This window comes from Rugamonas violacea, from assembly GCF_016461825.1.
Taxonomy (GTDB): Bacteria; Pseudomonadota; Gammaproteobacteria; order Burkholderiales; family Burkholderiaceae_D; genus Rugamonas.
Genome location: NZ_JAEMNU010000016.1, coordinates 59,352 through 83,149, shown reverse-complemented (window position 1 = coordinate 83,149; position 23,798 = coordinate 59,352). Strand labels below are relative to the sequence as shown.

The window sequence follows — 23,798 nt, the reverse complement described above, 5'->3', positions numbered from 1 at the left end:
AAAGAGCCGGGGTCGGACCCCTGGGGGTCCGACCCCAGGTTTGCGCCGCTGGGTTGCGCCGCCGGCTTGGACGGGCTTTGGTGGCGTGCCGCCGCGGCCTGCTAGGCGCCGAGTGGCGCCAACAGCGCCAGTTGCTCCGCCGTCAGATAGCACCATTCGCCCTCGGCGATGCCGAGCGATTCCAGGGTCAGGCCGCCGATGGCCGAGCGATGCAGTGCGCTGCAATGATTCTCGGCGGCGGCCAGCATGCGCTTGACCTGGTGGTACTTGCCCTGCTCCAGCACGATCTCCAGCTGGTGCTCGCCGCGCGCCACGCAAACCAGCGCCGCCAGCGGCGCCGGCTCGTCGTGCAGCTGCACGCCGGCCAGCAAGCTGGCCACCAGCTCGGCCGTCACCGGCTCCTGGGTGGTGGCCTGGTAGACCTTGGGCACGTGGCGCTTGGGCGAGGACTGGGCGTGGATGAAGGGGCCGTCGTCGGACATCAACAACATGCCGGTGGTGTCGTGGTCGAGCCGGCCGACCGGTTGCACCTCGCGCCAGGTGAATTGCTCCGGCAGCAAGGTCAACACGCCGGGATGGTGGCTGGGCTTGCGCGAGCACTCGTAATTGGCCGGCTTGTTCAGCGCCAGGTACAGGTGTTCGCGGTACACCCACTCCTCGTCGAAGACGTTCAACACCAGGCCCTCGGTGTCGACGGTGCTGCGGTAGTTGGTTTGGGTGACGCCGGCGATGCTCACTTCGCCATCGTCGATCAGGGCACGGCAATACTTGCGGGTACCAAAGCCCTGCGATTGCAGGATGCGGTCTAGGGATAATTTACTCATGGCGAGACTTTAACAGATGGCGCCGCGAGCGTGAAGGCGGACGGCCCGCGCGGCGCGGCGGCGGCGACGCGGACGGCGCGATGCATGAGCACTTTTCATTGACCTACATCAAGTACGGGGGCGGATTAATTGTTAAACTGAAACTTCGTTAGGAATCGGCCTAATGCCCGTTGGGAATACATGAAGGCGGGCGTTAGGAATCGTTGAAGATGGATTTCAAAGGATGCCGTATGAATAGCAAACCGCACCCATGCTGCCCCGCCTGTGCCGACGGCCACGAGCAAAACGCGCAGGACCCGCATCGACAATTGGCGACGGAACAGGCCGCGCTGCACCAGGCCAACTTGGCGCTGGCACGTTGGCGCGCAGGCAACACCCCGGTCGAGCTGAGCGTGGCGGCCACGCTGGCGCCGCGCCAGACCCAGTGGCATGCCAAGACCCAGCGCAATTTTTGCGCCTGGCTGGAGGCCGGCGGCTTCGCCGCCAGCGTGCCCGAGCGGGCGGAAAACCTGGCCGTCCTGAGCGATTTGGTCGTCCTGAGCGACCTGGCCGTCCTGCCGGACGCCGCAGCGGCAGCGACAACGCCGCCGCCCAAGGCCGCGCAGCGCAAGCCGGTGCCGCCCGAACTGAGTTGCGTCAACGGCGCCTGAGCGCCCCGCCCTCCCCCGTCGCCGCGCCGCACCAACCGCGCGCACAAAGGAAGACAGCGGCATGGAGCCGCTGTCTTCCGTCCCATTGCGGGACGCATTACGAGGAATCGAAATTCTCTCTACTCCGCATCAATGATGAGGTTGAGTAGTTCCATCTGACTGACTTCAAGATTGTGCTGACAACAAGATAAACTGTTTATATCGGCCTCCCTTGGAAAGAACTACAAAATCACTATAGCCCACCCTGCGGAATATACAAGGCCGAACGAGGCCATCCTGATAATGTTAAGCCGACGCCATTATTGACGGCTGTACGCCGCTGCCATGACGTCGATTGCAATATAAATGCGACCCGCCGCATCGCCACGGCGCGCCATGGCGACGGCCGTTTATTGCAGCCGCGGCTTGGCGGCCAGGTAGGCCGATTTGAACGCGCCGGCGCCCATGGCGGCGCCGAATTTCTTCAGCACGCGCTCGGGCAGACCCTCGTGCTGGGTGTAGTCGATGATGTCCTCGGCGTGGACGATGTCGCGCGCCACGCTGTCGACGCTGCCGAAGGCGTCGACCAGGCCCATGTCGAGCGCCTTGGCGCCGCTCCAGAACAGGCCGGAGAAGGTCTCCGGGGTTTCCTTCAAACGCTTGCCGCGACCGGTTCGCACCACCTGGATGAACTGCTGGTGGATCTCGTTGAGCATCGCCTGGGCATGCTGCTTGTGCTTGTCCGATTGCGGGCTGAACGGGTCCATGAAGCCCTTGTTCTCGCCGGCCGTCAGCAGGCGCCGCTCGACGCCGACCTTGTCCATGATGCCGGTGAAGCCGAAGCCGTCCATCAGCACGCCGATCGAACCGACGATGCTGGCCTTGTTGACATAGATGCGGTCGGCGGCGGCGGCGATGTAATAGCCGCCGGAGGCGCAGATCTCGTCGACCACCACGTACAGCGGCTTGCCCGGATAACCCTTGCGCAGGCGGTTCATTTCGTCGACGATCATGCCGGCCTGCACCGGACTGCCGCCCGGGCTATTGATATGCAGCACCACCGCCACCGAGCCGCTGTCGGAGAAGGCCTTGTTCAGCGCCGGGATCACCACGGCGGCCGCGCCGCTGCCCTCGGCCTCGATGGCGCCGTCGATCTCGATCAGCGCGGTGTGGCGGCCGAGCGTCTCGGCGTCGGTGCCGGTCAGGCTGAAGTCGAAGTAGGCGGCCAGGCCGAACATGATCACCAGCAAGGTCAGGGCCTTGAAGAAGATGCCCCAGCGGCGCTGCGCGCGCTGTTCCTTGAGGGTGGCGAACACCAGCTTCTCCAGCACCTCGCGCTCCCAGACGGCGGCCCCCTTGGCCGGCTTGCCCGCCGCGCCGGCGGCCGCCGGCTGCTGTTCGTTGGCCGGGTTGAGGCCGGCGCTGTCGCTCGTGTTATCACTCATAAGTCGCTTCTAGTGGTTGGTCATGTCGGCACGGCCGGCGCTCAGGCGCGCGCGGGCCGCACATAGTCGTCGGGCTGCCAATATATGTTCTGTTCGCGCTCCTCGACGGCGATCGGGCGCAGCCGGCCGCCCTTGCAGGGGCCGCCGGCGCAAAAGCCGCTGTCCGGCACATAGATCGCGCCGTGGGTCGAACACATCAGATACAGGCCGCTCGATTCGAAGAATTCGCCCTCGGCCCAGTCGAGTTCGATGGGCACGTGGGCGCAGCGGTTCAAATAGCCGTACACCTTGCCGCCGTAGCGCACCACGAAGCCGGTGCCGTCCTCGCCGCCGGCGGTGAGCGCGAAGCGCACGCCGCGCCCGCCCTCGAGCACGGCGTCGGCGGCGCAAACCAGGATGGCGTCGGCGGCGTCCATCAGGCGTGCTCGTTGAGCCAGTCGCGCAGCTCGGCCACGCTGGCGGCCGAGTACACGGGCTGGCAGGCGGCCAGTTGCTCGGGAGGATGGGCGCCGTACTGCACGGCGATGCCGGCGGCGCCGGCGTTGTTGGCCATCAGCAGGTCGTGGCTGGTGTCGCCGATCATCGCGGTGCGCCTCAGGTCCTGGCCCAGCTCGCGGGTCAGCTCCTGCAGCATGGCCGGATGCGGCTTGCTGAAGGTCTCGTCGGCGCAGCGGGTGGCGTCGAACATCGACAGCAACCTGGTCGCGTTGAGCGCGCGGTTCAGGCCGACGCGGCTCTTGCCGGTCGCCACGGCCAGGAAGTAGGCCTGCTGCGACAGCTCGTCGAGCATCTCGCGCACGCCGTCGAACAGGGTCAGCTCGTGGTCGTGCGACAGGTAGTGGTAGCGGTAGCGCTCCACCATGCGCGGATAGTATTTCGGCTCGATGTCGGGCATCACCGCCTGCATCGCCTCGGCCAGGCCGAGGCCGATGACGTGGGCGGCGGCGTGGTCGGCCGGAATCGGCAGGCCGAGGTCCTTGGCCGCCGCCTGGATGCATTTGACGATGGTCGAGGTGCTGTCCATCAAGGTGCCGTCCCAATCGAAGACGATGAGGTCGAATTGCTTTCTTGCCATGTTTCCCGGCGGCTGACGCCGCCGGCTCCTTAGTTGTCTGGGCTGGACGGGCGGCCGTGTTTTTTCCACGCGGCAATGATCCGCCTGGGGCGGCCCGCCCGGTCCAATAGTATTAATTGATCGGTTTCCCCAAGCTTAACAAGAAACGCTCACATTCGGCGGCCAAAGGCGCGTTCAGCGTCATGCTCTTGCCCGTGTCGGGATGGGTGAAGGTGATCTGGTGGGCGTGCAGGAACATCCGCTTGAGCGCGCCGCGCGTGGCGTCGGCCTTGAGCAGCGCGCGGTTCAGCGCGAAATCGCCGTACTTGTCGTCGCCGGCGATGGCGAAGCCCGACGAGGACAGGTGGACGCGGATCTGGTGGGTGCGGCCGGTTTTCAGCTCCGCCTCGAGCAGGGCGAAGTGCGGGAACTTGCGCAGCAACGAGAACACCGTGTGCGACGGCAGGCCGTCGGCCTGCACCGCGACGCGGCGCTCGCCCTCGGCCGTGGTGTACTTGTGCAGCGGCAGCTTGACGTGCTGGCGCGCGTTCTTCCAGTCGCCCGCCACCAGGGTCAGGTAGCGCTTGTCGGTCAGGCCGTCGCGCATCTGCTCGTGCAGATTGGTCAACGCCGAACGTTTCTTGGCCAACAACAACAGGCCGGAGGTGTCGCGGTCCAGCCGGTGCACCAGTTCGAGGAACTTGGCGTCCGGCCGCGACGCGCGCAGCTGCTCGATGACGCCGAAGGACACGCCCGAACCGCCGTGCACGGCGACGCCGGCCGGCTTGTCGATGACCAGCAAATGGCCGTCCTCGAAGATGATCTTGAATTCGGCGGCCGGCACGTTGACCTCGGCCTTTTCGGCGATGCGCACGGGCGGAATGCGCACCACATCGCCTTGCACCAAACGGTACAATTGGTCGATGCGGCCCTTGTTGACACGCACCTCGCCCGAGCGCAGGATGCGGTAGACGTGGCTTTTCGGCACGCCTTTGCATATGCGCAACAGGTAGTTATCGATCCGCTGACCGGCCTCTTCTTCAGTGATAGTGACGAACTGCGCTTGCGGCTGAACTACAGTTGAAGGGGGAACAACATCGTTTTGCATCTTCATTTGCTCTGTCTTCCCAGAAAATCTCTCTAAGTCCTTCATTTTGAATATATAATTGTTTTGCTGCGGTTCTAGCTGCGGCAAGTGTAAGAATAAAAGCACATTTTACACAGGGGCGTCTCCACTGGCCTCGCCAAATTGCAAATTCAGAGGAAAAAATGTATACGCACCACCCCTGCGCGAATCAAGGTTGCACCGTTGTTGTAATCGGATTGCGGGCAAGAGTGCTGGATTAGAATGTTTGGATTGTAAGGATAAGTCCGGCAAGCACGGTCAAGAGCCGTGCTCGCTGGTTGATGAAGTTGATAACGCTTGCCGTTTTCGCCAAACCCCATGCTTTGTTGCAAGCTAATGACGGAGGGCTGAAACAAGCCTAGTTGTCGAAGTTGTAATATGTAAGCCTGGCCAGGTTTTGGCTCATCGATTTGCTCACCGCCTGCATTCTCCGCCCCGACCTTTTCGGGCTGCATGGATGAGTCGCAGGTGATGCGTGCACTCGGCATGTCGATCAACCTCATGCGCCCAGTTGCGGCCGCAACCTCCGCGTTGCTGCGCCGCACATCAGGGCATACCCACCGCAACCATTTTAATTCTCGCGTATATCCCTGTACTTCGCCGCTCCCACGGGGGCGGCATTGAGATGGCCCTCGGGTCGCGGAGTTAAAAAAATGAAACGCATGTTGTTTAATGCCACGCAGCAAGAAGAACTGCGCGTGGCGATTGTCGACGGTCAAAAATTGATCGACATCGACATCGAAACCGCCGGACGCGAACAGCGCAAGTCCAACATCTACAAGGGTGTCATCACCCGCATCGAACCCTCCCTCGAAGCTTGCTTCGTCAGCTACGGCGAAGACCGCCACGGCTTCCTCCCCTTCAAAGAAGTTGCCCGCACGTACTTCCGTGAAGGCGTCGACGTGCGCACCGCCTCCGTCAAGGAAGCCCTGCGCGAAGGCCAGGAAATCATGGTCCAGGTCGAAAAGGAAGAGCGCGGCAACAAGGGCGCCGCCCTGACCTCCTTCGTCTCGCTGGCCGGCCGCTACCTGGTGCTGATGCCGAACAACCCGCGCGGCGGCGGCGTGTCGCGCCGCGTCGAGGGCGAGGAGCGGCAGGAACTGCGCGAGACCATGGACAAGCTGGACCTGCCCGCCGGCATGTCCGTCATCGCCCGCACCGCCGGCATCGGCCGCAACGTCGACGAGCTGCAGTGGGACTTGAACTACCTGATGCAACTGTGGCGCGCCATCGAGGGCGCCGGCAAGTCGGCCTCCGGCGCCTTCCTGATCTACCAGGAATCGTCGCTGGTGATCCGCGCCATCCGCGATTACTTCCAGCCCGATATCGGCGAGATCCTGATCGATACCGACGACATCTACGAACAAGCGCACCAGTTCATGAGCCACGTGATGCCCGACATGGTGCACCGCGTGAAACGCTATAGCGACGACGTGCCGCTGTTCTCGCGCTTCCAGATCGAACACCAGATCGAAACCGCCTACTCGCGCACCGTGCCGCTGCCATCGGGCGGCGCCATCGTCATCGACCACACCGAGGCCCTGGTCTCGGTCGACGTCAACTCGGCGCGCGCCACCCGCGGCTCGGACATCGAGACCACCGCCTTCAACACCAACTGCGAAGCGGCCGAGGAAGTGGCGCGCCAGCTGCGCCTGCGCGACCTGGGCGGCCTGATCGTCATCGACTTCATCGACATGGAAGTGGCGAAGAACCAGCGCGAAGTCGAGCAACGCCTGAAGGACGCGCTGCACCACGACCGCGCCCGCGTGCAAATGGGCAAGATCTCGCGCTTCGGCCTGATGGAACTGTCGCGCCAGCGCCTGCGTCCCTCGCTGTCCGAAGGCTCGCACGTGACCTGCCCGCGCTGCTCCGGCACCGGCCACATCCGCGACACCGAATCGTCCGCCCTGCAAGTCCTGCGCATCATCCAGGAAGAGGCGATGAAGGAAAACTCGGCCACCATCCACGTCCAGGTACCGGTCGACGTGGCCGCCTTCCTGCTCAACGAAAAGCGCGGCGAAGTGCTGAAGATCGAGAACCGCCACCGCATCGGCGTGATCCTGATCCCCAACAAGCACCTCGACACGCCGCACTACAAGCTCGAACGCATCAAGCACGACGACCCGCGTCTGGAAGACAGCCAGGCCAGCTACACCCTGGCCGAGCAGGCGGAAACCGACATGGCCTACAGCAAGCGCCAGAAGGAAGAAGCCAAGCCGCGCCAGGAAGCCATGGTCAAGACCATCACCCCTGACCAGCCGGCACCGCTGGTCGAGCGCAAGCCGGCCGAAACGGTCAAGGCCGCGCCGGCCGCGCCTGTTGTCGCCGAACAAGGTTTCTTCGAGAAACTGTTCAGCTTCTTCCGCGCCAAACCGGACACCCCGCTCATGCCGACCGCCCCGACCATCGTGGTCAAGGCGCCGCCAGCCGGCGACCGTGGCGACCGCAACGGCCGTGGCCCGCGTGGCCGCAGCCGCAACGGCAAACCGGGCCGCGAAGAACGCGAACCGGGCGCCGCCCGCCCCGCCGCCGAGGAAGCCAAGCCGGTCGACGCCACCGGCCGTCCGGCCCGTCCGCCGCGGCCACCGCGCGAGCCGCGTGAGCCACGCGAAGGCCAAACCGCCGAAGGCCAGGCGCCACGTGAACGCGCCGAGCGCGGCGAGCGTCCGGAACGCGCCGAGCGCACCCCGCGGCCACCCCGTGAGCCGCGCGGCGACAAGCCGGTCGGCGGCGAAGTGAAGGCCGAAGAGCTGGCGTTGACGGCAGTCGCCGTCGGCGCGGCCGTGACGCTGGGCGAAGCGGTGGTAGTTCCGGCCGGCGAGCCGATCGACATCACCCTGAAACCGGCGGCCAACGTCGGTCCCGAGGGCGAAGATGGCGAAACAGGCGAAGATGGCGAGCCACGTCGTCGTCGTCGTCGCGGCGGCCGCAACCGTAACCGTCGTGAACGCGAAGGCGGCGAAGAAGGTCAAGAAGGCGGCGTCAACGGCGAAGCGCATGAAGCTGGCGAAGCCGGCGACAACGCCCCCGTGATCAGCTTCACCGTCGCCCCGGCTGTCGAAGCCGCCCCGGCGGAAGCCAACGAAGCAGCGGCACCAGCCGCCGCGACCGAAGCACCGGCCGCCGCAGTGGTGGTGGAAGCCGTCGCCCAGGAAGCCGCAGCCGAGCAAGTTGCTGAAAAACCAGCGGCCGTTGCCGAAGCCAAAGTAGAAGCCGAGCCGGTTGTCGCGGCAGTGGTCGAGGCCGTAGTTGCTCCGGTTGTAGCTCCGGTAGCTCCGGTAGTTGCGCCGGTGGTAGCGCCGGTCGCCGAGCCAGTTGCCGCCGTGGTGGAAGCTCCGCTGGCCGCCGCAGTGGTGGTCGAGGCGGTTGCCGAAGTCGCCCAGGAAGCGGCTCCGGTCGTTGCCGAAGCAGCCCCGGTAGTCGTCGAAGCCGCCCCGGTGGCCGTCGTCGTCGAGACGGCCCCGGCAGCAGTGCCGGCCGCTCCGGCTCCAGCTCCGGCAGTCGCGGTTGCCGCTCCTGTAGCGCCATCGGCGCCGATCGACCTGCAGGCAGTGCTCGGCTCCGCCGGCCTGACCCTGGCAGCGACCGATCCGGCCAAACTGCGCGCAGCGCAGGAAGCCGCCGCCAAGGCAGTCGCACCGGCCCGCGTTCCACGCGAACGCAAGCCGCTGCCACAGCAAGCGGAAGAGCCTTTGGTGCAAATCAACACCCGCAATTAAGCCAGCGGACCAGCCGACCGGGCCAGTCCCGGTCGGCTGAGCAAAAGGGGAAGCCAAGCGCTTCCCCTTTTTTCGTTCCGGCGATAAAGTTCGGCTATCCATCCATCAATTCACCGCGCACTGTCGTCATCTTGCGGCCATGTCAATAGGCAGGGATGCATACCATTCCCCCGTGGCGGAGGTTTGTCAGGCCGGGGTATCCACGCTACACTAGCCGCATCCGCCCGCCGGCGCCCTTCCAATAAGAACTCTCTCCATGAGCCAGGCTCCGCCGTCGCAACGCCCCGCCCCGATTCCCCTGCGCACCGCCTTCTGGTATTGGCTCAAACTCGGCTTGATCAGCTTTGGCGGCCCCGCCGGCCAGATCGCCATGATGCACAGCGAACTGGTGGAAAAGCGCCGCTGGATCTCCGAGCAGCGTTTCCTGCACGCCCTCAACTACTGCATGCTGCTGCCCGGCCCGGAGGCGACCCAACTGGCCGTCTACATCGGCTGGCTGCTCCACCGCACCCCCGGCGGCATCCTCGCCGGGGTACTGTTCGTGCTGCCATCGTTGCTGATCCTCAGCGCATTGTCGTGGATTTACCTGGCATGGGGCAGCATTCCCGAGATCGCCGGCGTGCTCTATGGAATCAAACCGGCGGTGGTCGCCATCGTCCTGGCGGCGGCTTGGCGGATCGGCTCGCGCACGCTGAAAAACACCGTCCTGATCGGCATCGCCGTGGCCGCATTCGCTGCCATCGCCATGCTACACCTGCCTTTTCCAGCCATTGTGCTCGGCGCCGCCCTGCTCGGCGTGATCGGCGGCAAGTACTGGCCGCGCTACTTCCAGGTCGGCGGCCAGCACCCCGACCGCAAAACCTCCTACGGCCCCGCCATCATCGACGACGACACGCCGACGCCGGCCCACGCCCGCTTTGCCTGGTCCGGCCTGGTCCGCGTCGTCCTGCTCGGCTGCGCCTTGGGACTGGCGAGCTGGCTGCTGCTGGCCTGGCACTACGGCCCGCAGCACGCGCTGGCGCAAATGGACTGGTTCTTCACCAAGGCCGCCCTGCTGACCTTTGGCGGCGCCTACGCGGTCTTGCCCTACGTCTACCAAGGTGCGGTCGACCACTTCCAATGGCTCAGCGGCGCGCAAATGATCGACGGCCTGGCGCTGGGCGAAACCACGCCCGGCCCGCTGATCATGATCGTCGCCTTTGTCGGCTTTGTCGGCGCCTGGAGCCAGGCCGCGCCCGGCGCCGGTGTGGCACTGGCCGGCGCGGGCGGCGCGGCGGTGGCCACCTTCTTCACCTTTCTGCCCTCCTTCGTCTTCATCCTGGCCGGCGGGCCGCTGGTCGAGGCGAGCCGCGACAACATCCGCATGACGGCGCCGCTGACCGCCATCTCCGCCGCCGTGGTCGGCGTCATCGTCAGCCTGGCGCTGTTCTTCGGCGAGCATGTGTTCCGCCTCGGCGCGCCGGCGGCGGCCTGGGACGGCGTCGCCATCGCCATCAGCGCGGCCGCCTGCGTGGCCTTGTTCCGCTACCAGGTCGGCACCATCAAACTGCTGCTGGCCTGTGGACTGACTGGCCTCGTGCTATCGTATCCAACCTAGGCTTGATTTTTGGGCTTTCCATCAGTGCGTTCCACCCGGTAACATTGCAATTATTCATGGCTGAAAAAATCATCATAGTGTCCGCCGGCCGCGCCCAGGCGCCGACCGTCCCCGCGCTGCTGGAAACACCCACCGGGCGCGTCGAGGACCGGCTCGCCCGGCCGCTGCACGACCTGCGCATCTCCATCACCGACCGCTGCAACTTCCGCTGCGTCTACTGCATGCCCAAGTCGGTGTTCGACAAGGACTACAACTACCTGCCGCACAGCTCGCTGCTGTCCTTCGAGGAGATCACCCGCCTGGCCCGCCTGTTCATCGGCCACGGCGTCGAGAAGATCCGCCTGACCGGCGGCGAGCCGCTGCTGCGCAAGAACATCGAAAAGCTGATCGGCATGCTCAGCGAGCTGAAGACCGTGCACGGCCGCCCGCTCGACCTGACCTTGACCACCAACGCCTCCTTGCTGGCGAAGAAGGCGCAGTCGCTCAAGGACGCCGGCCTGCGGCGCGTCACCGTCTCGCTCGATGCGCTCGACGACGCCACCTTCAAGCGCATGAACGACGTCGACTTCGCCGTCGACGACGTGCTCAAGGGCATCGACATGGCGCACCAGGTCGGTCTCGGCCCGATCAAGATCAACATGGTGGTCAAAGGCGGCATGAACGACCAGGAGATCGTGCCGATGGCGCGCCACTTCAAAGGCTCGCCCTACATCCTGCGCTTCATCGAATACATGGACGTCGGCGCCTCCAACGGCTGGAACATGGCCGAGGTGGTTCCCTCGGCCGAGGTGGCGCGGCGCATCCACGCCGAGCTGCCGCTGGCCCCGCTGGACGCCAACTACAGCGGCGAGACGGCGGCGCGCTGGCGCTACGTCGACGGCGGCGGCGAGATCGGCCTGATCTCCAGCGTCACCCAGGCCTTCTGCAAGGACTGCTCGCGCGCCCGCCTGTCGACCGAGGGCAAGCTGTACACCTGCCTGTTCGCCAGCCAGGGCCACGATCTGCGCGCCCTGCTGCGCGGCGGCAACAGCGACGCCGAGATCAGCAGCGTGCTGGCCCAACTGTGGCGCGCCCGCGGCGACCGCTATTCGGAACTGCGCACCATCAATACCAGCGGCCTGTCCGGCCGCGCCAACAAAGTTGAAATGTCTTACATCGGGGGATAGCTTGCCATTCAAACACACCGTCAGCGGCCTGATCCTTGCCGGCGGCCGCGCCACCCGCATGGGCCGGGTCGACAAAGGCCTGCAACCCTTCCGTGGCACGAGCATGGTCGGCCACGTGCTGCGCAGGCTGGCGCCGCAGGTGGCCGGCGTGGCCATCAACGCCAACCGCAACCTGCCGGCCTACCAGGAATACGGCACGCCGGTCTGGCCGGACGAGCTGAGCGGTTTCGCGGGGCCGCTGGCCGGTCTGCAAACCGGCCTGCGCCACTGCGCCACGCCGCTGCTGCTCACCGTGCCCTGCGACTCGCCCTTCCTGCCGGCCGACCTGGCCGCCCGCCTGCACCAGGCGCTGAACGAACAGGACGCCGACCTGGCCGTCGCCGTCACCATGGAGCTTGACGAAACCGGCCGGCTGCGGCGCCAGCTGCATCCGGTGTTCAGCCTGCTCAAAACCAGCCTGCTGCCCCAGCTCAGCGCCTACCTCGACAGCGGCAAGCGCCGCGTCGAAGGCTGGTACGGCGCGCACCGCGTCGCCGAAGTGCTGTTCGACGACGCCGCCGCCTTCCGCAACATCAACACCCTGGGCGAGCTGCAACGGTACGAACACGAGGCGCCGGCGCCGGCGCCGACGCTGGCCCAGGTCACCGGCGGCCTGGCCGGCTACGACCCCGAGGACCTGCCGGTGCGCCACGCCCAGCGCATCATCGGCGACTTCATCAGCCCCATCGCGGCGGTCGAACAACTGGCCCTGCGCAGCGCGCTCGACCGCGTGCTGGCGGCCGACATCGTCTCGCCGATCAGCGTGCCGGCGCACGACAACTCGGCGATGGACGGCTACGCCCTGCGCGGCGGCGACCTGCCCGGCGACGCGCCGCTGACCTACCAGGTGGTCGGCACCATCCTGGCCGGCCGGCCGCACGCGCTGACGGTGGGCCCCGGCCAGTGCGCCCGCATCATGACCGGCGGCGTGATGCCGGACGGCTGCGACAGCGTGCTGCCGCAGGAGCTGGCCGCGCTGATCGGCGACGCCGGCGTGACCATCGCGCCCGGCACCATCCGCGCCGGCGACAACCGCCGCCTCAAGGGCGAGGACCTGATGGAAGGCACGCCGGCGCTGAAACAGGGCAAGATCATCCGGCCGGCCGACCTGGGCCTGATCGCCTCGCTCGGCCTGGCCGAAGTGAGCGTGCGGCGGCGCCTGCGCGTCGCCTTCTTCTCCACCGGCGACGAGCTGCGCTCGATCGGCCAGACGCTGGCCGCCGGCTGCGTCTACGACAGCAACCGCTACACCATCTACGGCATGCTGCAACGGCTCGGCTGCGAGGTGATCGACATGGGCATCGTCAAGGACGACCCGGCCGCGCTGGAGGCGGCGCTGCGCAGCGCCTGCGAGAACGCCGACGCCATCGTCACCTCCGGCGGCGTTTCGGTCGGCGCCGCCGACTACACCCGGCAGATCATGGCGGCGCTGGGCGACGTCTGCTTCTGGAAGATCGGCATGCGGCCGGGCCGCCCGCTGGCCTTCGGCAAGATCAGCTCGAACGGCCGCAGCGCCTTCCTGTTCGGCCTGCCCGGCAACCCGGTCGCCGTGATGGTCTCGTTCTACTTCTTCGCCCGCGCCGCGCTGCTGCGCATGATGGGCGCCGAGTCGCCGCTGCCGCCGCTGCGCGCCCGCAGCAAAACGGCGATCCGCAAAAAACCCGGCCGCACCGAGTACCAGCGCGGCATCCTCGGCACGGACGCCGACGGCAACCCGCTGGTCGGCATCACCGGCTCGCAGGGCTCGGGCATTCTGCGCTCGATGTCGGAGGCGAACTGCATGGTGGTGCTGCACGCCGAGCAGGGCAACGTCGCCGCCGGCGACCTGGTCGACGTGATCCTGTTCGAAGGCCTGGTCTAAGCGCCCGCCGCCGCGGCGCGGTTCAGCTGTCGCCGCGCGGCGCCTCCTCGTCCTAGTCCTCGTCCTAGTCCTAGTCCTCGTCCTCGTGGTCGGCCGGCCCGCGCAGGCGCGACATCGCCTCCGCCGCGCTGGCGAACAACGCCGGGTCCTTCTCGATGCGCCGGAAGGCGTTGCCCAGGCAGGCCCGCATGAAGGTGCTGTGGGTGTAGCGCGTCACCTTGTCGTAGAAACATTCGGTCAAGCCGTCGACCATCGCCACGTAGTCGTCCATCAGCTCGGGCGCGATCGAGAAGTGGTCGTAGTTGATCACCGCCGGCACCTTGTGGCCGAGCGGCTCCAACAGCGTCGTCACCTTCTGCCGGATCGCCTCGATGGCGGCCGCGTCGGCCACCTCGAAGCCGGAAAAATTGACGAAGAAAACCTGCTGGCGCGGGTCGTACAGCAGCCGCTGCGACAAGGGCTGGGCCAGGAAATCGGCGCGCCAGCCCATCGCCACCGGCGCGAAGATGCGCGCCTCCATCGTCTTCAATTGCGCGCTGACCTGCGGCCGGAAACCCATCTGTTCGAAGATGTCGCGCTCGATGTCGACGCCGGGCGCCACCTCGATCAACTCCAGGCCCTGCTCCATCAGGCGGAACACGCAGCGCTCGGTGATATACAAGGCGCTCTGGCCGCGCTTGAGCGCGTAGGCGCCGCTGTAGCTGCGGTGCTCGACCTCGTCGACGAACTTGATCGAACGGCCCTCCTGCACGATGCGCAACTGGCCGCCGCGCAGCGCCACCTTCAAGCCGCCGGCGGTGAAGGTGCCGACGAAGACCACCTTCTTGGCGTTCTGGCTGATGTTGATGAAGCCGCCCGCGCCGGCCAGCCGTTCGCCGAATTTGCTGACGTTCAGATTGCCGTGGCGGTCGGCCTGGGCCAGGCCGAGGAAGGCCACGTCCAAGCCGCCGCCGTCGTAAAAATCGAATTGCGACGGCTGGTCGATGATGGCGTCGGCGTTGGTGGCCGCGCCGAAGTTCATGCCGCCGGCCGGCAAGCCGCCGATCACGCCCGGCTCCGCCGTCAGGGTCAGCAGGTCGAGCAGCTTCTCCTCGGCCGCCACCGCCGCGATCCCCTCGGGCATGCCGATACCCAGGTTGACCACACTGTTGGGGCGCAGCTCCATCAGCGCGCGGCGGGCGATGATCTTGCGCTCGCCCAGCGCCATCGGCTCAAGCGCGTGCAGCGGCACGCGCAGCTCGCCGGCGAAGGCCGCGCTGTACGGCTCGGCGAAGGTCTGCATATGGTATTCCGGCTTCTCCGCCAGCACCACGCAGTCGACCAGGATGCCGGGGATCTTCACCTGGCGCGGATTGAGCGTGCCGCGTTCGGCGATGCGCTCGACCTGGACGATGACGATGCCGCCCGAATTGTGCGCCGCCATGGCGATCGCCAGCGCCTCCAGGGTCAGCGCCTCGCGCTCCATCGTCACGTTGCCGTTGGCGTCGGCCGTGGTGCCGCGGATGATGCCGACGTGGATCGGCTGGGCCTTGTAGAACAGCTGCTCGCGGCCGCCCAGGGTGGTCAGCTCGACCAGCTCCTCGCTGGTGCGCGCGTTGATCTTGCCGCCGCCGTGGCGCGGGTCGACGAAGGTGTCCAGGCCGACATGGGTCAGCAGGCCGGGCTTGCCGGCGGCGATGTCGCGGAACAGCTGGCTGATGACGCCCTGCGGCAGGTTGTAGGCCTCGATCTGGTTGGCCGTGGCCAGCTTCTGCAAGCCCGGCACCAGGCCCCAGTGGCCGCCGATGACGCGCTTGAGCATGCCGGCGTGGGCCAGGTGGTTCAGGCCGCGATGCTTGCCGTCGCCCTGGCCCGCCGCGTAGATCAGGGTCAGCTCGCGCGGATGGCCGCCGCCATCGGCCGCCAGGAAGCGCTGTTCCAACGCCACCGCGATGTTCTCGGCGAAGCCGACGCCGACGAAGCCGCCGGTGGCGACGGTGTCGCCGTCGCGGATCAGGCCGACCGCGTCGGCCGCGCTGACGATCTTGTTGCGCTGGACGGCGGGCATGCCGCCGGACGAGAAATCGAAGCTACGACTGGGCATGATGGTCTCCGCTAAATGGCTACGTTGATGCAGCTCCGTTCGGGCGTGGTACGTCGTGCGCTGCCAGGTTCAATGGGCGATGCAAATGCCGGTTCAACTCGATTCGACGTCGACGGCATCGAGCTCCGCTCCCAACAGCAGCTGCGCCGCCTCGCTCGGCAGCGCCTCCACCGACTTCAGCTTGCGCGCCATCTGCCGGCTGCGCACCTCGGCCGTCTCGATGTTCTTGGCGGCCCGCTCCAGCGTGGTCTTGGTCGCCGCCAGCACGTCGCCGAACTTGGAAAACTCCGTCTTCACCGCGCCCAGCACCTGCCACACCTCCGACGAGCGCTTCTCCAGCGCCAGCGTGCGGAAGCCCATCTGCAGGCTGTTGAGCAGGGCCGACAAGGTCGACGGCCCGGCGATGCTGATGCGCTGCTCGCGCTGCAGGTCGTCGGCCAGGCCGGGCCGCCGCATCACCTCGGCGTACAGGCCCTCGGTGGGCAGGAACAGGATGGCGAAATCGGTGGTCTGCGGCGGCGACAGATACTTCTCGGCGATGGTCTTGGCCTCGCCGCGCACCGCGCGTTCCAGCTCGCGGCCGGCCAGCGCCACGCCGTCGGCGTCGGCCCGGTCGGCGGCGTCGAGCAGGCGCTCGTACTGCTCCTTGGGGAACTTGGCGTCGATCGGCATCCACACCGGCGCGCCGCCCTCGACATGGCCGGGCAGCTTGAGCGCGAACTCGACGCGCGCGCCGCTGCCGGCGATGGTCTCGACGTTCTTGCCGTACTGCTCGGGCGTCAGCACCTGCTCGAGCAGCATCTCCAGCTGCACCTCGCCCCAGGTGCCGCGCGTCTTCACATTGGTCAGCACCCGCTTCAAATCGCCCACGCCGAGCGCCAACTGCTGCATCTCGCCCAAGCCCTGGTGCACCCGTTCGAGCCGCTCGGAGACCTGCTTGAACGATTCGCTCAAGCGCGTCTCCAGCGTCGCATGCAGCTTCTCGTCGACAGTCTTGCGCATCTCTTCCAGCCGCGCGCCGTTGTCGCTCTGCAGCTCGCGGATCTTGTTCTCCAGGGTGGCGCGCACCTCCAGCAAACGCGCCGCGTTCGACTCGGTCAGGCTGGCCAGGGTTTGCTGCATGGTCTCGCCGAAGCGCTTCAAACTGGCGGCCTGCTCCTCGCGCCCGCTCTGGCCCTGCGTCTCGATCTGCCGGCGCATGCCGTCGAGCTGCTGCACGGTGGCGGCGTGGGCCTGCGCCAGGCTTTGCCCCATCTCCTGCCGGGTCGCCTGGGCGGTCGATTGCAGTTGCAGGCGCACCTCGCGCTCGACCCGCTCGATGCGCTCGAACAGCTCGGCGCCGCCGCCGGCGCCACCGCCGCCGCCGCCGGTACGCCCGCGCAGCAGCGCGACGATCTGCAGCGCCAGCACCACCACGGCCACGGTCAACAGGACGAAGAATTCGATTTGGTTCATATGGGCAGGGGGTGGGCCGGCTTAGTCCGGCTTGTTGCGCATCCAGTCGGCGGTCTGGTAGAAGGACTCCATCAGACGCAGCCGCAGGTCTTCGGCGATGCCGACATCCTCCATCGCCCAAGCCATCGCGCGCAACCACTGGTCGCGTTCCTGGGTGCCGATGGCGAAGGGCATGTGGCGGGCGCGCAGGCGCGGATGGCCGAAGCGCTCGATGTAGGCGTCCGGCCCGCCCATCCAGCCGGTGAGGAACCAGAACAGGCGGTCGCGCGCGTTGTCCAGCGTCGGCGGGTGCACCGAGCGCAGCAGCGCGAACTCCGGCTCCAGTTCCATCAGGTCATAAAAACGGTCGACCATCTCGCGCACGCGCGTCTCGCCGCCGATCACTTCATAGAGGGATTGAGGTTCTGTCATAGCCGCCATCATAGCGCAAGGCCGAGCCGGCCGTCGCTGCCCTTGCCCGCCGCGCCGGCCGGCGGCGCGGCGGCGGCGTCACATCAAACCAGCGCCAGCCGGTGCAGCCGCTGGGTCGACGACCAATTCGCCAGTCCGACCTCGTCGCGGATCTGCTCGCAGGCCGTCAGCAACTGCGCCACCTGGGCCGGTTTGAGGCCGGCGTTCAAGGTCAACCGCACCAAGGAACGGTTTTTCGGCGTGGCCGGCGCGCAAAACATGGCGCCGAAGATGCCGTGCCGCTCCAGCGTCTTGCGCAGCGCCAGCGTCTTCGGCTCGGCGCCGGCCTCCAGCGCGATGATCTGCTCGCTGCCCTCGATGTTGTAACCCAGTTCGCGCAGGCTGTCGCGGATCAGCCGCGTCTGCCGGTGCAGCGCGGCGCGGCGGCCGTCGGCCGTGGCGACGAAGTCGAGGGCGGCGTCGAACCAGGCCAGCTCGTGGCTCAGCAGACAGGAACTGAAGATGGCCGGGCGCGACTCGGACAGGAAGTAGCCCTTGAACTTGCTCGAACAACTGATGATACCGGCGCGCCCGGCGAAAGCCTTGGCCAGGGAGGCGGTGCGGAAGTGCACCCGCCCGCCCAGCCCCCACTGCGCCACCAGGCCGGCGCCGCCCGGGCCGTGCGTGCCCAGCGAATGCGACTCGTCGACGATCAGCAGGCTGTCGCTGCGCTCGGCCAGCTCGGCCAGCTCGGCCAGCGGCGCCAGGCTGCCGTTGGTGCTGTACAGCGAATCGACCACGATGATGCCGCGGCCGTGCTTGGCCAGCTGGCGCCGCAGATGCGCCATGTCGTTGTGCAGGAAGGAGACGGCCTGCGCGCCGGCCGACTGGACGCCCTCCCACAGCGAGGCGTGGGCCTGCATGTCCAGGTAGACCGGGATGCCGGGGCCGGCCAGGCACTGCACCAGGCCGACGTTGGCGGCCCAGCCGGACTGCGTCAGGATGCTGTCCTCGGCGCCCATGAAGGCGGCGAACTTGCGCTCGAGACGGTGCTGGGCGCTGCCCTCCTGCAGATACACGGCCGACATCAGCAGCTCGCCCTGGCTGTTCTGCAGCGCGCGCAACTGGGCTTGCACCAGCGCCGGTTCGCCGGCCAGGCACAGGTAGTCATTGCCGGCCAGAAAGACCGCGCCGGCCGGCGTGGGCTGCCAGGCGTGCGGATGCTCACCGCCCAACAATTTTTCGATCCGGGTCACATAATGTTCATCCATGCGGCGGGTGACGAAATCGGGCATGGAATGTTCGGCGCCGCGCGGGCGCGGCAGGGACGTGGCAATAGCGTTGGACATGGTTCCCCCTTCAGGAGTGGTTGTTTTTTAGTGAACTACGCCCAAGACCTTGAGGCAAAAAAAACAAGGAGGATTGATTTGGATCAACAGTGTCATCAATTGGAATAAACAGCCCAGCAATTGAGAGGATCATTGCAACTTGATAAATGTCAACAGTAGCCATGAGCCAAGGACTATCCGAACGCTGGAAATGGTTTCAGCAGGATTTTCTCCAATCCTTGCTGCATTACCATGGCCGCGAAGACCACGCCACCGCCCGGGTGCTGCTGCTGTCGGCCATCGGCACGGTCGGCATGCCGCTGTACTACGTGGTGTGGCACAACTTCTTCCCGCAGGACTACGAGTCGGTGCCGCTGCGCCTGATCGGCATCGTGCTGTGCAGCGTCGGCCTGTTCGCCGAGCGCTTCAGCAAGCCGCAGCTCGACCTGTACCTGCTGGTCACGCTGAGCTACATCTTTCCCTTCTTCTTCACCTTCATGTTTTTGCTGAACAACGCCTCGGGCGTGTGGGGCGAGTCCTTGCTGATCGGCCTGGTGGTGCTGTTCCACTTCGACACCGGCCTGGCCTGCCGCGCCTACCTGATCGGCACCACGCTGGCCTGCGCCGCCGCCGCCGTGCTGGGCCACGGCGCCATCCTGCTCACGCCGCAGGCGCTGCAACAGCTGCCGATCCACCTGTTCACCATCGCCGCCCTGTCGGTGGCCAAGGTCAGCCGCGAGGTGCTGGCGCAGGCCAAGCTGGCCGGCCTGGGCGCCGGCCTGGCCACCGTGGCACACGAGCTGCGCACCCCGCTGACCAGCGTCGACGCCAACGTGCGCGGCCTGCTGCGCCTGTTCCACGACGCCGCCTGCGCCCAGCGCGAGGACCGCCTGCAGATGCTCGACGCGCTGACCCGCATCCAGTTCGAGGTGCGCCACATGAACCACATGATCGACCTGTTCCTGCTCAGCGCGACGGCGGTCAACCGCAACCTGCGGCCGACCGAGACGGTGTCGATGGCGGCGGTGGTCGAGTCGGTGCTCAAGCGCTACCCCTTCGCCGGCGCCGTCCAGCAGCGCAGCGTGGCCATCGAGGTGCGCGCCGACTTCGCCTTCTCCGGCCAGACCGAGCTGTCGGTGGTGATCCTGCTCAACCTGCTGCGCAACGCCCTGAAGGCGATCCACCGCGCCGGCAAAGGCCGCGTGCGCATCGTCGTCGACGGCGGCCGCGCCATGCCGCGCCTGCTGTTCATCGACACCGCCTGCGGCGTCGCGCCCAGCCGCCTGCCGCTGATCTTCCGCCGCTTCTACTCCTACCCCGCGCACAACGGCACCGGCATCGGCCTGGCCCTGTGCAGGGAGATCATGGAGGCCTGGGACGCCAGCATCCGCTGCGTCTCGCGCGAGGACGCCTACGCCGTCTTCGTCCTCGAATTCCCCCCGCTCCCCGCCCGTTTGCCATAGGTGCCCCATGCAACTACCCGTCTACTCCCATCCGACCCTGACCGTGCTGGTCGACGACAGCGACTCCTTCCTGCGCAGCATGTCCTTCCAGCTCGACCCGATGCTGGCCAACAAAACCTTCCACGACACCAGCGCCGCGCTGGCCTGGTTGCGCGACAGCGTGCGGCGCGACGAGGTGCCGCTGCACGTCAACTTCGACACGCAGAACGAGGCGCCCGACCAGTGCAACGTGGCGCTCGACCTGGAGCGCATCTACCGCATCAGCGAGCGGCCGCAGCGCTTCGCCACGCCGTCGGTGCTGGTGGTCGACTATTCGATGCCGCAGATGAACGGCCTGGAGTTTTGCCAGGCGGTGCAGCACCTGCCCTGCAAGAAGATCCTGTTCACCGGCGCGGCCGACGAGAAGATCGCCGTCAACGCCTTCAACCGCGGCCTGATCGACCGCTACATCAAGAAGAGCGACGACCAGGCGCTGGACCTGCTGGAAAGCGAGATCGCCTGTCTGCAGAAGGCCTACTTCGCCGACCAGTCGGAGACGCTGCGGGATTTGGTGGTGCTGCACAACTACCACTTCCTGCTCGACCCGGCGCTGGCCGCCGTGGTGCAGGAGCTGAGCCGCAAGATGGGCTTCATCGAGCACTACATCTTCCCCAACCCGACCGGCATCCTGTTCATCGACAAGCACGGCAAGACCATGCTGATGATGGTCGAAACCGAACAGGGCATGTGCGCCCAGTACGAGATCGCCCGCGACAGCGACGCCCCGCCCTCGCTGCTGGGCGCCCTGCTCGAACGCCGCGTGCTGCCCTTCTTCTCCGACGCCGACGGCGACGGCATGTACTCGCGCGCGGTGGGCGACAACTGGCACCGCTACTGCGCCGCGCCGCAGGTCTGCCACGGCCGCGAGATGTACTTCTGGGCGCTGTTCGAGCTGCCGGCGCACTACTTCGGCGCGCCGCTGCACTCCTACGCCCGGTTCCTGCACGAGCACAGCGTGCAGGGCAGCGTCGCCGCCTAGGCTTCGCGCAGCGTCTGCAAGGGAGGCTGGCGCAGCACGTTGCGCAGGCCCAGCCAACCGCCGGCGATGGCGCACAGCGCGCCGGCCGCCAGGCCGATCAGCCAGACCGTCGGCTCGAACGACCAGGCGAACTGGAACTGGTAGGTCGCCAGGCCCCAGCCCATCGCCGCCGCGCCGCTGGCGGCGAGCAGGCCGGCCAACGCGCCGACCAGGGCGAACTCGATCAGCTGCGCCCGCGACAACTGGCGCCGCGTCGCCCCCAGCGCGCGCAGCAGGCCGGCCTCGCGGCTGCGCTCGTCCTGCGATCCCATCAAGGCCGCGTACAGCACCAGCAAGCCGGACGCCAGCGTGAAGGCGAACAGGAACTCGACCGCCGTCACCACCTGGTCGAGCACCGCCTGCACCTGGCGCAGCACGCCGCCGACGTCGACGATGGTCAGGTTCGGATAGTCGCGCGTCAAGGCGTCCATCTCGGCGCCGCGCTGGCGCGGCAGGTGGAAGGCGGTGATCCAGGTCTGCGGCATGCCGGCCATCGCCGCCGGGTTGATGATGACGAAGAAGTTGACCCGCATCGAACCCCACTCCAGCTTGCGCAAGCTGGTGATGCGCGCCTCGACCGTCTGGCCGGCGATGTCGAAGCGCATGCTGTCGCCCAGCTTCAGGCGCAGCGTCTTGGCGATGCCCTCCTCGACCGAGGCTTCGGCCTGCGCCTCGGCCGGCACGGCGGCCGCCGCCTCGGCCATGGCCAAGCCGGCCGGCGCCGCCGCGGCGCTGTCGCCGCCGGCGCCGAACCAGCGTCCGGCGACGATCTTGTTCTCCGCCTGCATGCTGGCCATGGTCGACAGGTTGAACTCGCGCTCGGCCAGGTTGCGCGCGCGCTCGTCGGCGTAGGTGGTGGCGGTGACGGCGGCGCCGTTCAGCGCCGTCAGGCGGCCCCGTATCATCGGATACAGCGGCGCGCCCCGCACGCCGGCACGCTCCAGCCGCGCCGCGATCGCGGCCTTCTGCTCCGGCTGGATGTTGATGATGAAACGGTTCGGCGCGTCGGCCGGCGTGGCCTTGCGCCAGGCAGTCATCAGGTCGCCGCGCACCACCGTCAACAGCAGCAGCGCCATCAGGCCCAATGCCAGCGAGACGATCTGCACCACCGTGGCGCCGGGGCGGCGCTGCAACGAGGTGACGGCGAAGCGCCAGCTCTGGTTGTCGATGGCGCCGCGGGCCCGCTTCAGCGCCGCCAGCGCCAGCCAGCCGGCCAGCGCGAACAGGCCGAAGGCGGCCAGGAAGCCGAGCGCGGTGGCCAGCGCCAGGCGGGCGTCGCCGGCCTGCCACAACAGCAGCACGACGAAGCTGGCCAGGCCCAGGCCGTAAGTGGCCAGCGCCAGCGGCCGCGGCGCGTCCTGCTCGCGGCGGATCACCCGGTTGTGCGGCACGTTGCGCAGTTGTAGCACCGGCGGCAGCGCGAAGCCGACCAGCAGCAGCATGCCGGTGGCCACGCCCTGCAGCGCCGGCAGTAGGCTGGGCGCCGGCAGATCGGCGCTGACCAGCTTGCCCAACACCTCCAGCAGCACATAGTGGCCGGCGAAGCCCAGCGCCACGCCGAGCACGCTGCCGGCCAGGCCGACCAGGGTGAATTCGATCAGGTACATGCGCGCCACCTGGTTCTGCGTCAGCCCCAGGCAGCGCAGCATGGCGCAGGCGTCGAGGTGGCGCAGCATGAAGCGGCGCGCCGCCATCGCCACGGCCACCGCCGCCAGCATCGCCGACAGCAGGCCGACCAGCGACAGGAAGCGGTCGGCCCGCTCCAGCGTGGCGCGCATCTCCGGCCGGCCCGATTCGAGCGAGTCGATCCGCACGCCCTTGACGGCGCCGGCGCGGATGCCCGCCTGCAGCCATTGTTCATACGCCGCCACCCCGCCGGCCGCCTGGTCGGCCGGCGCCGCCAGCAGCAGGCGGTGGGTCAGCCGCGCGCCCGGTTGCTGCAGGCCGGTCGACGCCAGGTCGGCCAGCGACAGCATCAGGCGCGGCGCGAAGTTCATGAACGAGGCGCCGCGGTCCGGCTCCGCCGCGATCAGCCGCGTCACCGTGAAGCTGGCGTCGCCCAGCCGCAGCTGCCCGCCCAGCGCGATGCGCAGACCGCTCAGCAGGCCGGCGTCGACCCACACGGTGCCGGGCGCGGGGATGCCGCCGGCCGCCTCGCCCAGGCTTTGCTCGGCCCGCGCCGCGTCGGTCGTGGTCTTCAGCGTGCCGCGCAGCGGATAGCCGGCGCCGACCGCCTTGACCGAGGCCAGCAGGCCGCGCGACTGCTCGCCCGCGCCGGCCTGCGCCATGCTGGGAAAGGTCGCCGTGTCGCTCAGCCGCAGGCCACGGCGCAGCGCCTCGGCGCGCCAGGCGGCCGGCAGCGGCTGGTCGGCGTTGACCACCAGGTCGGCGCCGAGCAGCTGGTGGGCGTCGCGTTCCAGCCCGCTGCGCAGGCGGTCGATGAAGAAATTGGCCGCCGACAGGGCGGCCACCGCCACCGTCAACGCCACCAGCAGGAAGCGCAACTGGCCGGCGCGCCAGTCGCGCGCGGTCATTCTCACAGCTTGTTTGAACATGGCTCTC

General features: G+C 67.5%; 18 protein-coding genes. 7 read left to right on the top strand and 11 right to left on the bottom strand.

Features of this window, described 5'->3' with window-relative positions; translation table 11 throughout:
- Positions 1-101 precede the first annotated feature (101 nt).
- Complete coding sequence (locus H7U20_RS02900; protein ID WP_199518107.1) at positions 102-824, bottom strand: pseudouridine synthase; 723 nt, start codon at positions 822-824, stop codon at positions 102-104.
- A 230-nt stretch (positions 825-1,054) separates the two neighbouring features.
- On the opposite strand from H7U20_RS02900, the gene H7U20_RS02895 reads away from it, so the two are divergent.
- Positions 1,055-1,474, top strand: coding sequence for a hypothetical protein (locus tag H7U20_RS02895; protein WP_199518106.1), 420 nt, complete (start codon positions 1,055-1,057; stop codon positions 1,472-1,474).
- A 389-nt stretch (positions 1,475-1,863) separates the two neighbouring features.
- Here the strand turns inward: H7U20_RS02895 and H7U20_RS02890 are convergent, their stop codons facing one another.
- The 5 genes from H7U20_RS02890 to H7U20_RS02870 all read right to left on the bottom strand — a co-directional run bounded on the left by H7U20_RS02890 (position 1,864) and on the right by H7U20_RS02870 (position 5,581).
- Positions 1,864-2,898: a S49 family peptidase gene (locus H7U20_RS02890; protein ID WP_199518105.1), complete on the bottom strand. Its 1,035-nt coding sequence runs from the start codon at positions 2,896-2,898 to the stop codon at positions 1,864-1,866.
- Positions 2,899-2,939: 41 nt separating this feature from the next.
- Positions 2,940-3,314, bottom strand: coding sequence for a Rieske (2Fe-2S) protein (locus tag H7U20_RS02885; RefSeq protein WP_199518104.1), 375 nt, complete (start codon positions 3,312-3,314; stop codon positions 2,940-2,942).
- Entirely contained in the window at positions 3,314-3,973 is a 660-nt protein-coding gene (locus H7U20_RS02880; protein ID WP_199518103.1) for an HAD-IA family hydrolase, read from the bottom strand. The genes H7U20_RS02885 and H7U20_RS02880 overlap by 1 nt, the downstream gene beginning before the upstream one ends.
- Positions 3,974-4,085: 112 nt before the next feature.
- On the bottom strand, positions 4,086-5,105 hold the full coding sequence (locus H7U20_RS02875) for an RluA family pseudouridine synthase (protein ID WP_370593055.1): 1,020 nt from the start codon (positions 5,103-5,105) through the stop codon (positions 4,086-4,088).
- Positions 5,106-5,209: 104 nt separating this feature from the next.
- Positions 5,210-5,581, bottom strand: a complete 372-nt coding sequence (locus H7U20_RS02870; protein WP_199518101.1) for a hypothetical protein — start codon at positions 5,579-5,581, stop codon at positions 5,210-5,212.
- A gap of 150 nt (positions 5,582-5,731) precedes the next feature.
- Between H7U20_RS02870 and H7U20_RS02865 the strand changes: the two genes are divergently transcribed.
- From H7U20_RS02865 to moeA, 4 genes are all read left to right on the top strand, one after another.
- Positions 5,732-8,797 carry an Rne/Rng family ribonuclease gene (locus H7U20_RS02865; RefSeq protein ID WP_199518100.1) on the top strand — a complete coding sequence of 1,022 codons (3,066 nt, stop codon included), beginning with the start codon at positions 5,732-5,734 and terminating at the stop codon, positions 8,795-8,797.
- A 256-nt stretch (positions 8,798-9,053) separates the two neighbouring features.
- The gene (chrA, locus tag H7U20_RS02860; protein ID WP_199518099.1) at positions 9,054-10,394 is read left to right on the top strand and encodes a chromate efflux transporter; all 1,341 of its coding nucleotides are present in this window, start codon (positions 9,054-9,056) and stop codon (positions 10,392-10,394) included.
- A 56-nt stretch (positions 10,395-10,450) separates the two neighbouring features.
- Positions 10,451-11,560: a GTP 3',8-cyclase MoaA gene (gene moaA / locus H7U20_RS02855; RefSeq protein ID WP_199518098.1), complete on the top strand. Its 1,110-nt coding sequence runs from the start codon at positions 10,451-10,453 to the stop codon at positions 11,558-11,560.
- 1 nt (position 11,561) lies between these two features.
- Entirely contained in the window at positions 11,562-13,460 is a 1,899-nt protein-coding gene (gene moeA / locus H7U20_RS02850) for a molybdopterin molybdotransferase MoeA (RefSeq protein WP_199518097.1), read from the top strand.
- A 70-nt stretch (positions 13,461-13,530) separates the two neighbouring features.
- On the opposite strand, the gene H7U20_RS02845 is transcribed toward moeA, so the two are convergent.
- The 4 genes from H7U20_RS02845 to cqsA form a co-directional block, all read right to left on the bottom strand.
- Positions 13,531-15,543: an acyl CoA:acetate/3-ketoacid CoA transferase gene (locus H7U20_RS02845; protein ID WP_199518096.1), complete on the bottom strand. Its 2,013-nt coding sequence runs from the start codon at positions 15,541-15,543 to the stop codon at positions 13,531-13,533.
- Positions 15,544-15,636: 93 nt separating this feature from the next.
- On the bottom strand, positions 15,637-16,998 hold the full coding sequence (gene rmuC, locus H7U20_RS02840) for a DNA recombination protein RmuC (RefSeq protein WP_199518095.1): 1,362 nt from the start codon (positions 16,996-16,998) through the stop codon (positions 15,637-15,639).
- Positions 16,999-17,019: 21 nt separating this feature from the next.
- Positions 17,020-17,418: a group II truncated hemoglobin gene (locus H7U20_RS02835; RefSeq protein ID WP_199518147.1), complete on the bottom strand. Its 399-nt coding sequence runs from the start codon at positions 17,416-17,418 to the stop codon at positions 17,020-17,022.
- Positions 17,419-17,492: 74 nt separating this feature from the next.
- On the bottom strand, positions 17,493-18,737 hold the full coding sequence (gene cqsA / locus H7U20_RS02830; RefSeq protein WP_199518094.1) for an alpha-hydroxyketone-type quorum-sensing autoinducer synthase: 1,245 nt from the start codon (positions 18,735-18,737) through the stop codon (positions 17,493-17,495).
- 161 nt (positions 18,738-18,898) lie between these two features.
- Here cqsA and H7U20_RS02825 point away from each other — a divergent pair, with 161 nt between their 5' ends.
- Positions 18,899-20,179 (top strand): sensor histidine kinase, encoded by a 1,281-nt coding sequence (locus tag H7U20_RS02825; RefSeq protein ID WP_199518093.1) that lies wholly within the window; start codon positions 18,899-18,901, stop codon positions 20,177-20,179.
- A 7-nt stretch (positions 20,180-20,186) separates the two neighbouring features.
- Complete coding sequence (locus H7U20_RS02820) at positions 20,187-21,197, top strand: response regulator (RefSeq protein ID WP_199518092.1); 1,011 nt, start codon at positions 20,187-20,189, stop codon at positions 21,195-21,197.
- Here H7U20_RS02820 and H7U20_RS02815 read toward each other — a convergent pair.
- Positions 21,194-23,791 carry an ABC transporter permease gene (locus tag H7U20_RS02815; RefSeq protein WP_199518091.1) on the bottom strand — a complete coding sequence of 866 codons (2,598 nt, stop codon included), beginning with the start codon at positions 23,789-23,791 and terminating at the stop codon, positions 21,194-21,196. The genes H7U20_RS02820 and H7U20_RS02815 overlap by 4 nt on opposite strands.
- Between the last annotated feature and the right edge of the window lie 7 nt (positions 23,792-23,798).

What these genes read in the sequence shown, in the direction of transcription:
- H7U20_RS02900 (WP_199518107.1), bottom strand. Translation starts at nt 824, where the DNA reads ATGAGTAAATTATCCCTAGACCGCATCCTGCAATCGCAGGGCTTTGGT.
- H7U20_RS02895 (WP_199518106.1), top strand. Translation starts at nt 1,055, where the DNA reads ATGAATAGCAAACCGCACCCATGCTGCCCCGCCTGTGCCGACGGCCAC.
- H7U20_RS02890 (WP_199518105.1), bottom strand. Translation starts at nt 2,898, where the DNA reads ATGAGTGATAACACGAGCGACAGCGCCGGCCTCAACCCGGCCAACGAA.
- H7U20_RS02885 (WP_199518104.1), bottom strand. Translation starts at nt 3,314, where the DNA reads ATGGACGCCGCCGACGCCATCCTGGTTTGCGCCGCCGACGCCGTGCTC.
- H7U20_RS02880 (WP_199518103.1), bottom strand. Translation starts at nt 3,973, where the DNA reads ATGGCAAGAAAGCAATTCGACCTCATCGTCTTCGATTGGGACGGCACC.
- H7U20_RS02875 (WP_370593055.1), bottom strand. Translation starts at nt 5,105, where the DNA reads ATGAAGGACTTAGAGAGATTTTCTGGGAAGACAGAGCAAATGAAGATG.
- H7U20_RS02870 (WP_199518101.1), bottom strand. Translation starts at nt 5,581, where the DNA reads ATGAGGTTGATCGACATGCCGAGTGCACGCATCACCTGCGACTCATCC.
- H7U20_RS02865 (WP_199518100.1), top strand. Translation starts at nt 5,732, where the DNA reads ATGAAACGCATGTTGTTTAATGCCACGCAGCAAGAAGAACTGCGCGTG.
- chrA (WP_199518099.1), top strand. Translation starts at nt 9,054, where the DNA reads ATGAGCCAGGCTCCGCCGTCGCAACGCCCCGCCCCGATTCCCCTGCGC.
- moaA (WP_199518098.1), top strand. Translation starts at nt 10,451, where the DNA reads ATGGCTGAAAAAATCATCATAGTGTCCGCCGGCCGCGCCCAGGCGCCG.
- H7U20_RS02845 (WP_199518096.1), bottom strand. Translation starts at nt 15,543, where the DNA reads ATGCCCAGTCGTAGCTTCGATTTCTCGTCCGGCGGCATGCCCGCCGTC.
- rmuC (WP_199518095.1), bottom strand. Translation starts at nt 16,998, where the DNA reads ATGAACCAAATCGAATTCTTCGTCCTGTTGACCGTGGCCGTGGTGGTG.
- H7U20_RS02835 (WP_199518147.1), bottom strand. Translation starts at nt 17,418, where the DNA reads ATGGCGGCTATGACAGAACCTCAATCCCTCTATGAAGTGATCGGCGGC.
- cqsA (WP_199518094.1), bottom strand. Translation starts at nt 18,737, where the DNA reads ATGTCCAACGCTATTGCCACGTCCCTGCCGCGCCCGCGCGGCGCCGAA.
- H7U20_RS02825 (WP_199518093.1), top strand. Translation starts at nt 18,899, where the DNA reads ATGAGCCAAGGACTATCCGAACGCTGGAAATGGTTTCAGCAGGATTTT.
- H7U20_RS02820 (WP_199518092.1), top strand. Translation starts at nt 20,187, where the DNA reads ATGCAACTACCCGTCTACTCCCATCCGACCCTGACCGTGCTGGTCGAC.
- H7U20_RS02815 (WP_199518091.1), bottom strand. Translation starts at nt 23,791, where the DNA reads ATGTTCAAACAAGCTGTGAGAATGACCGCGCGCGACTGGCGCGCCGGC.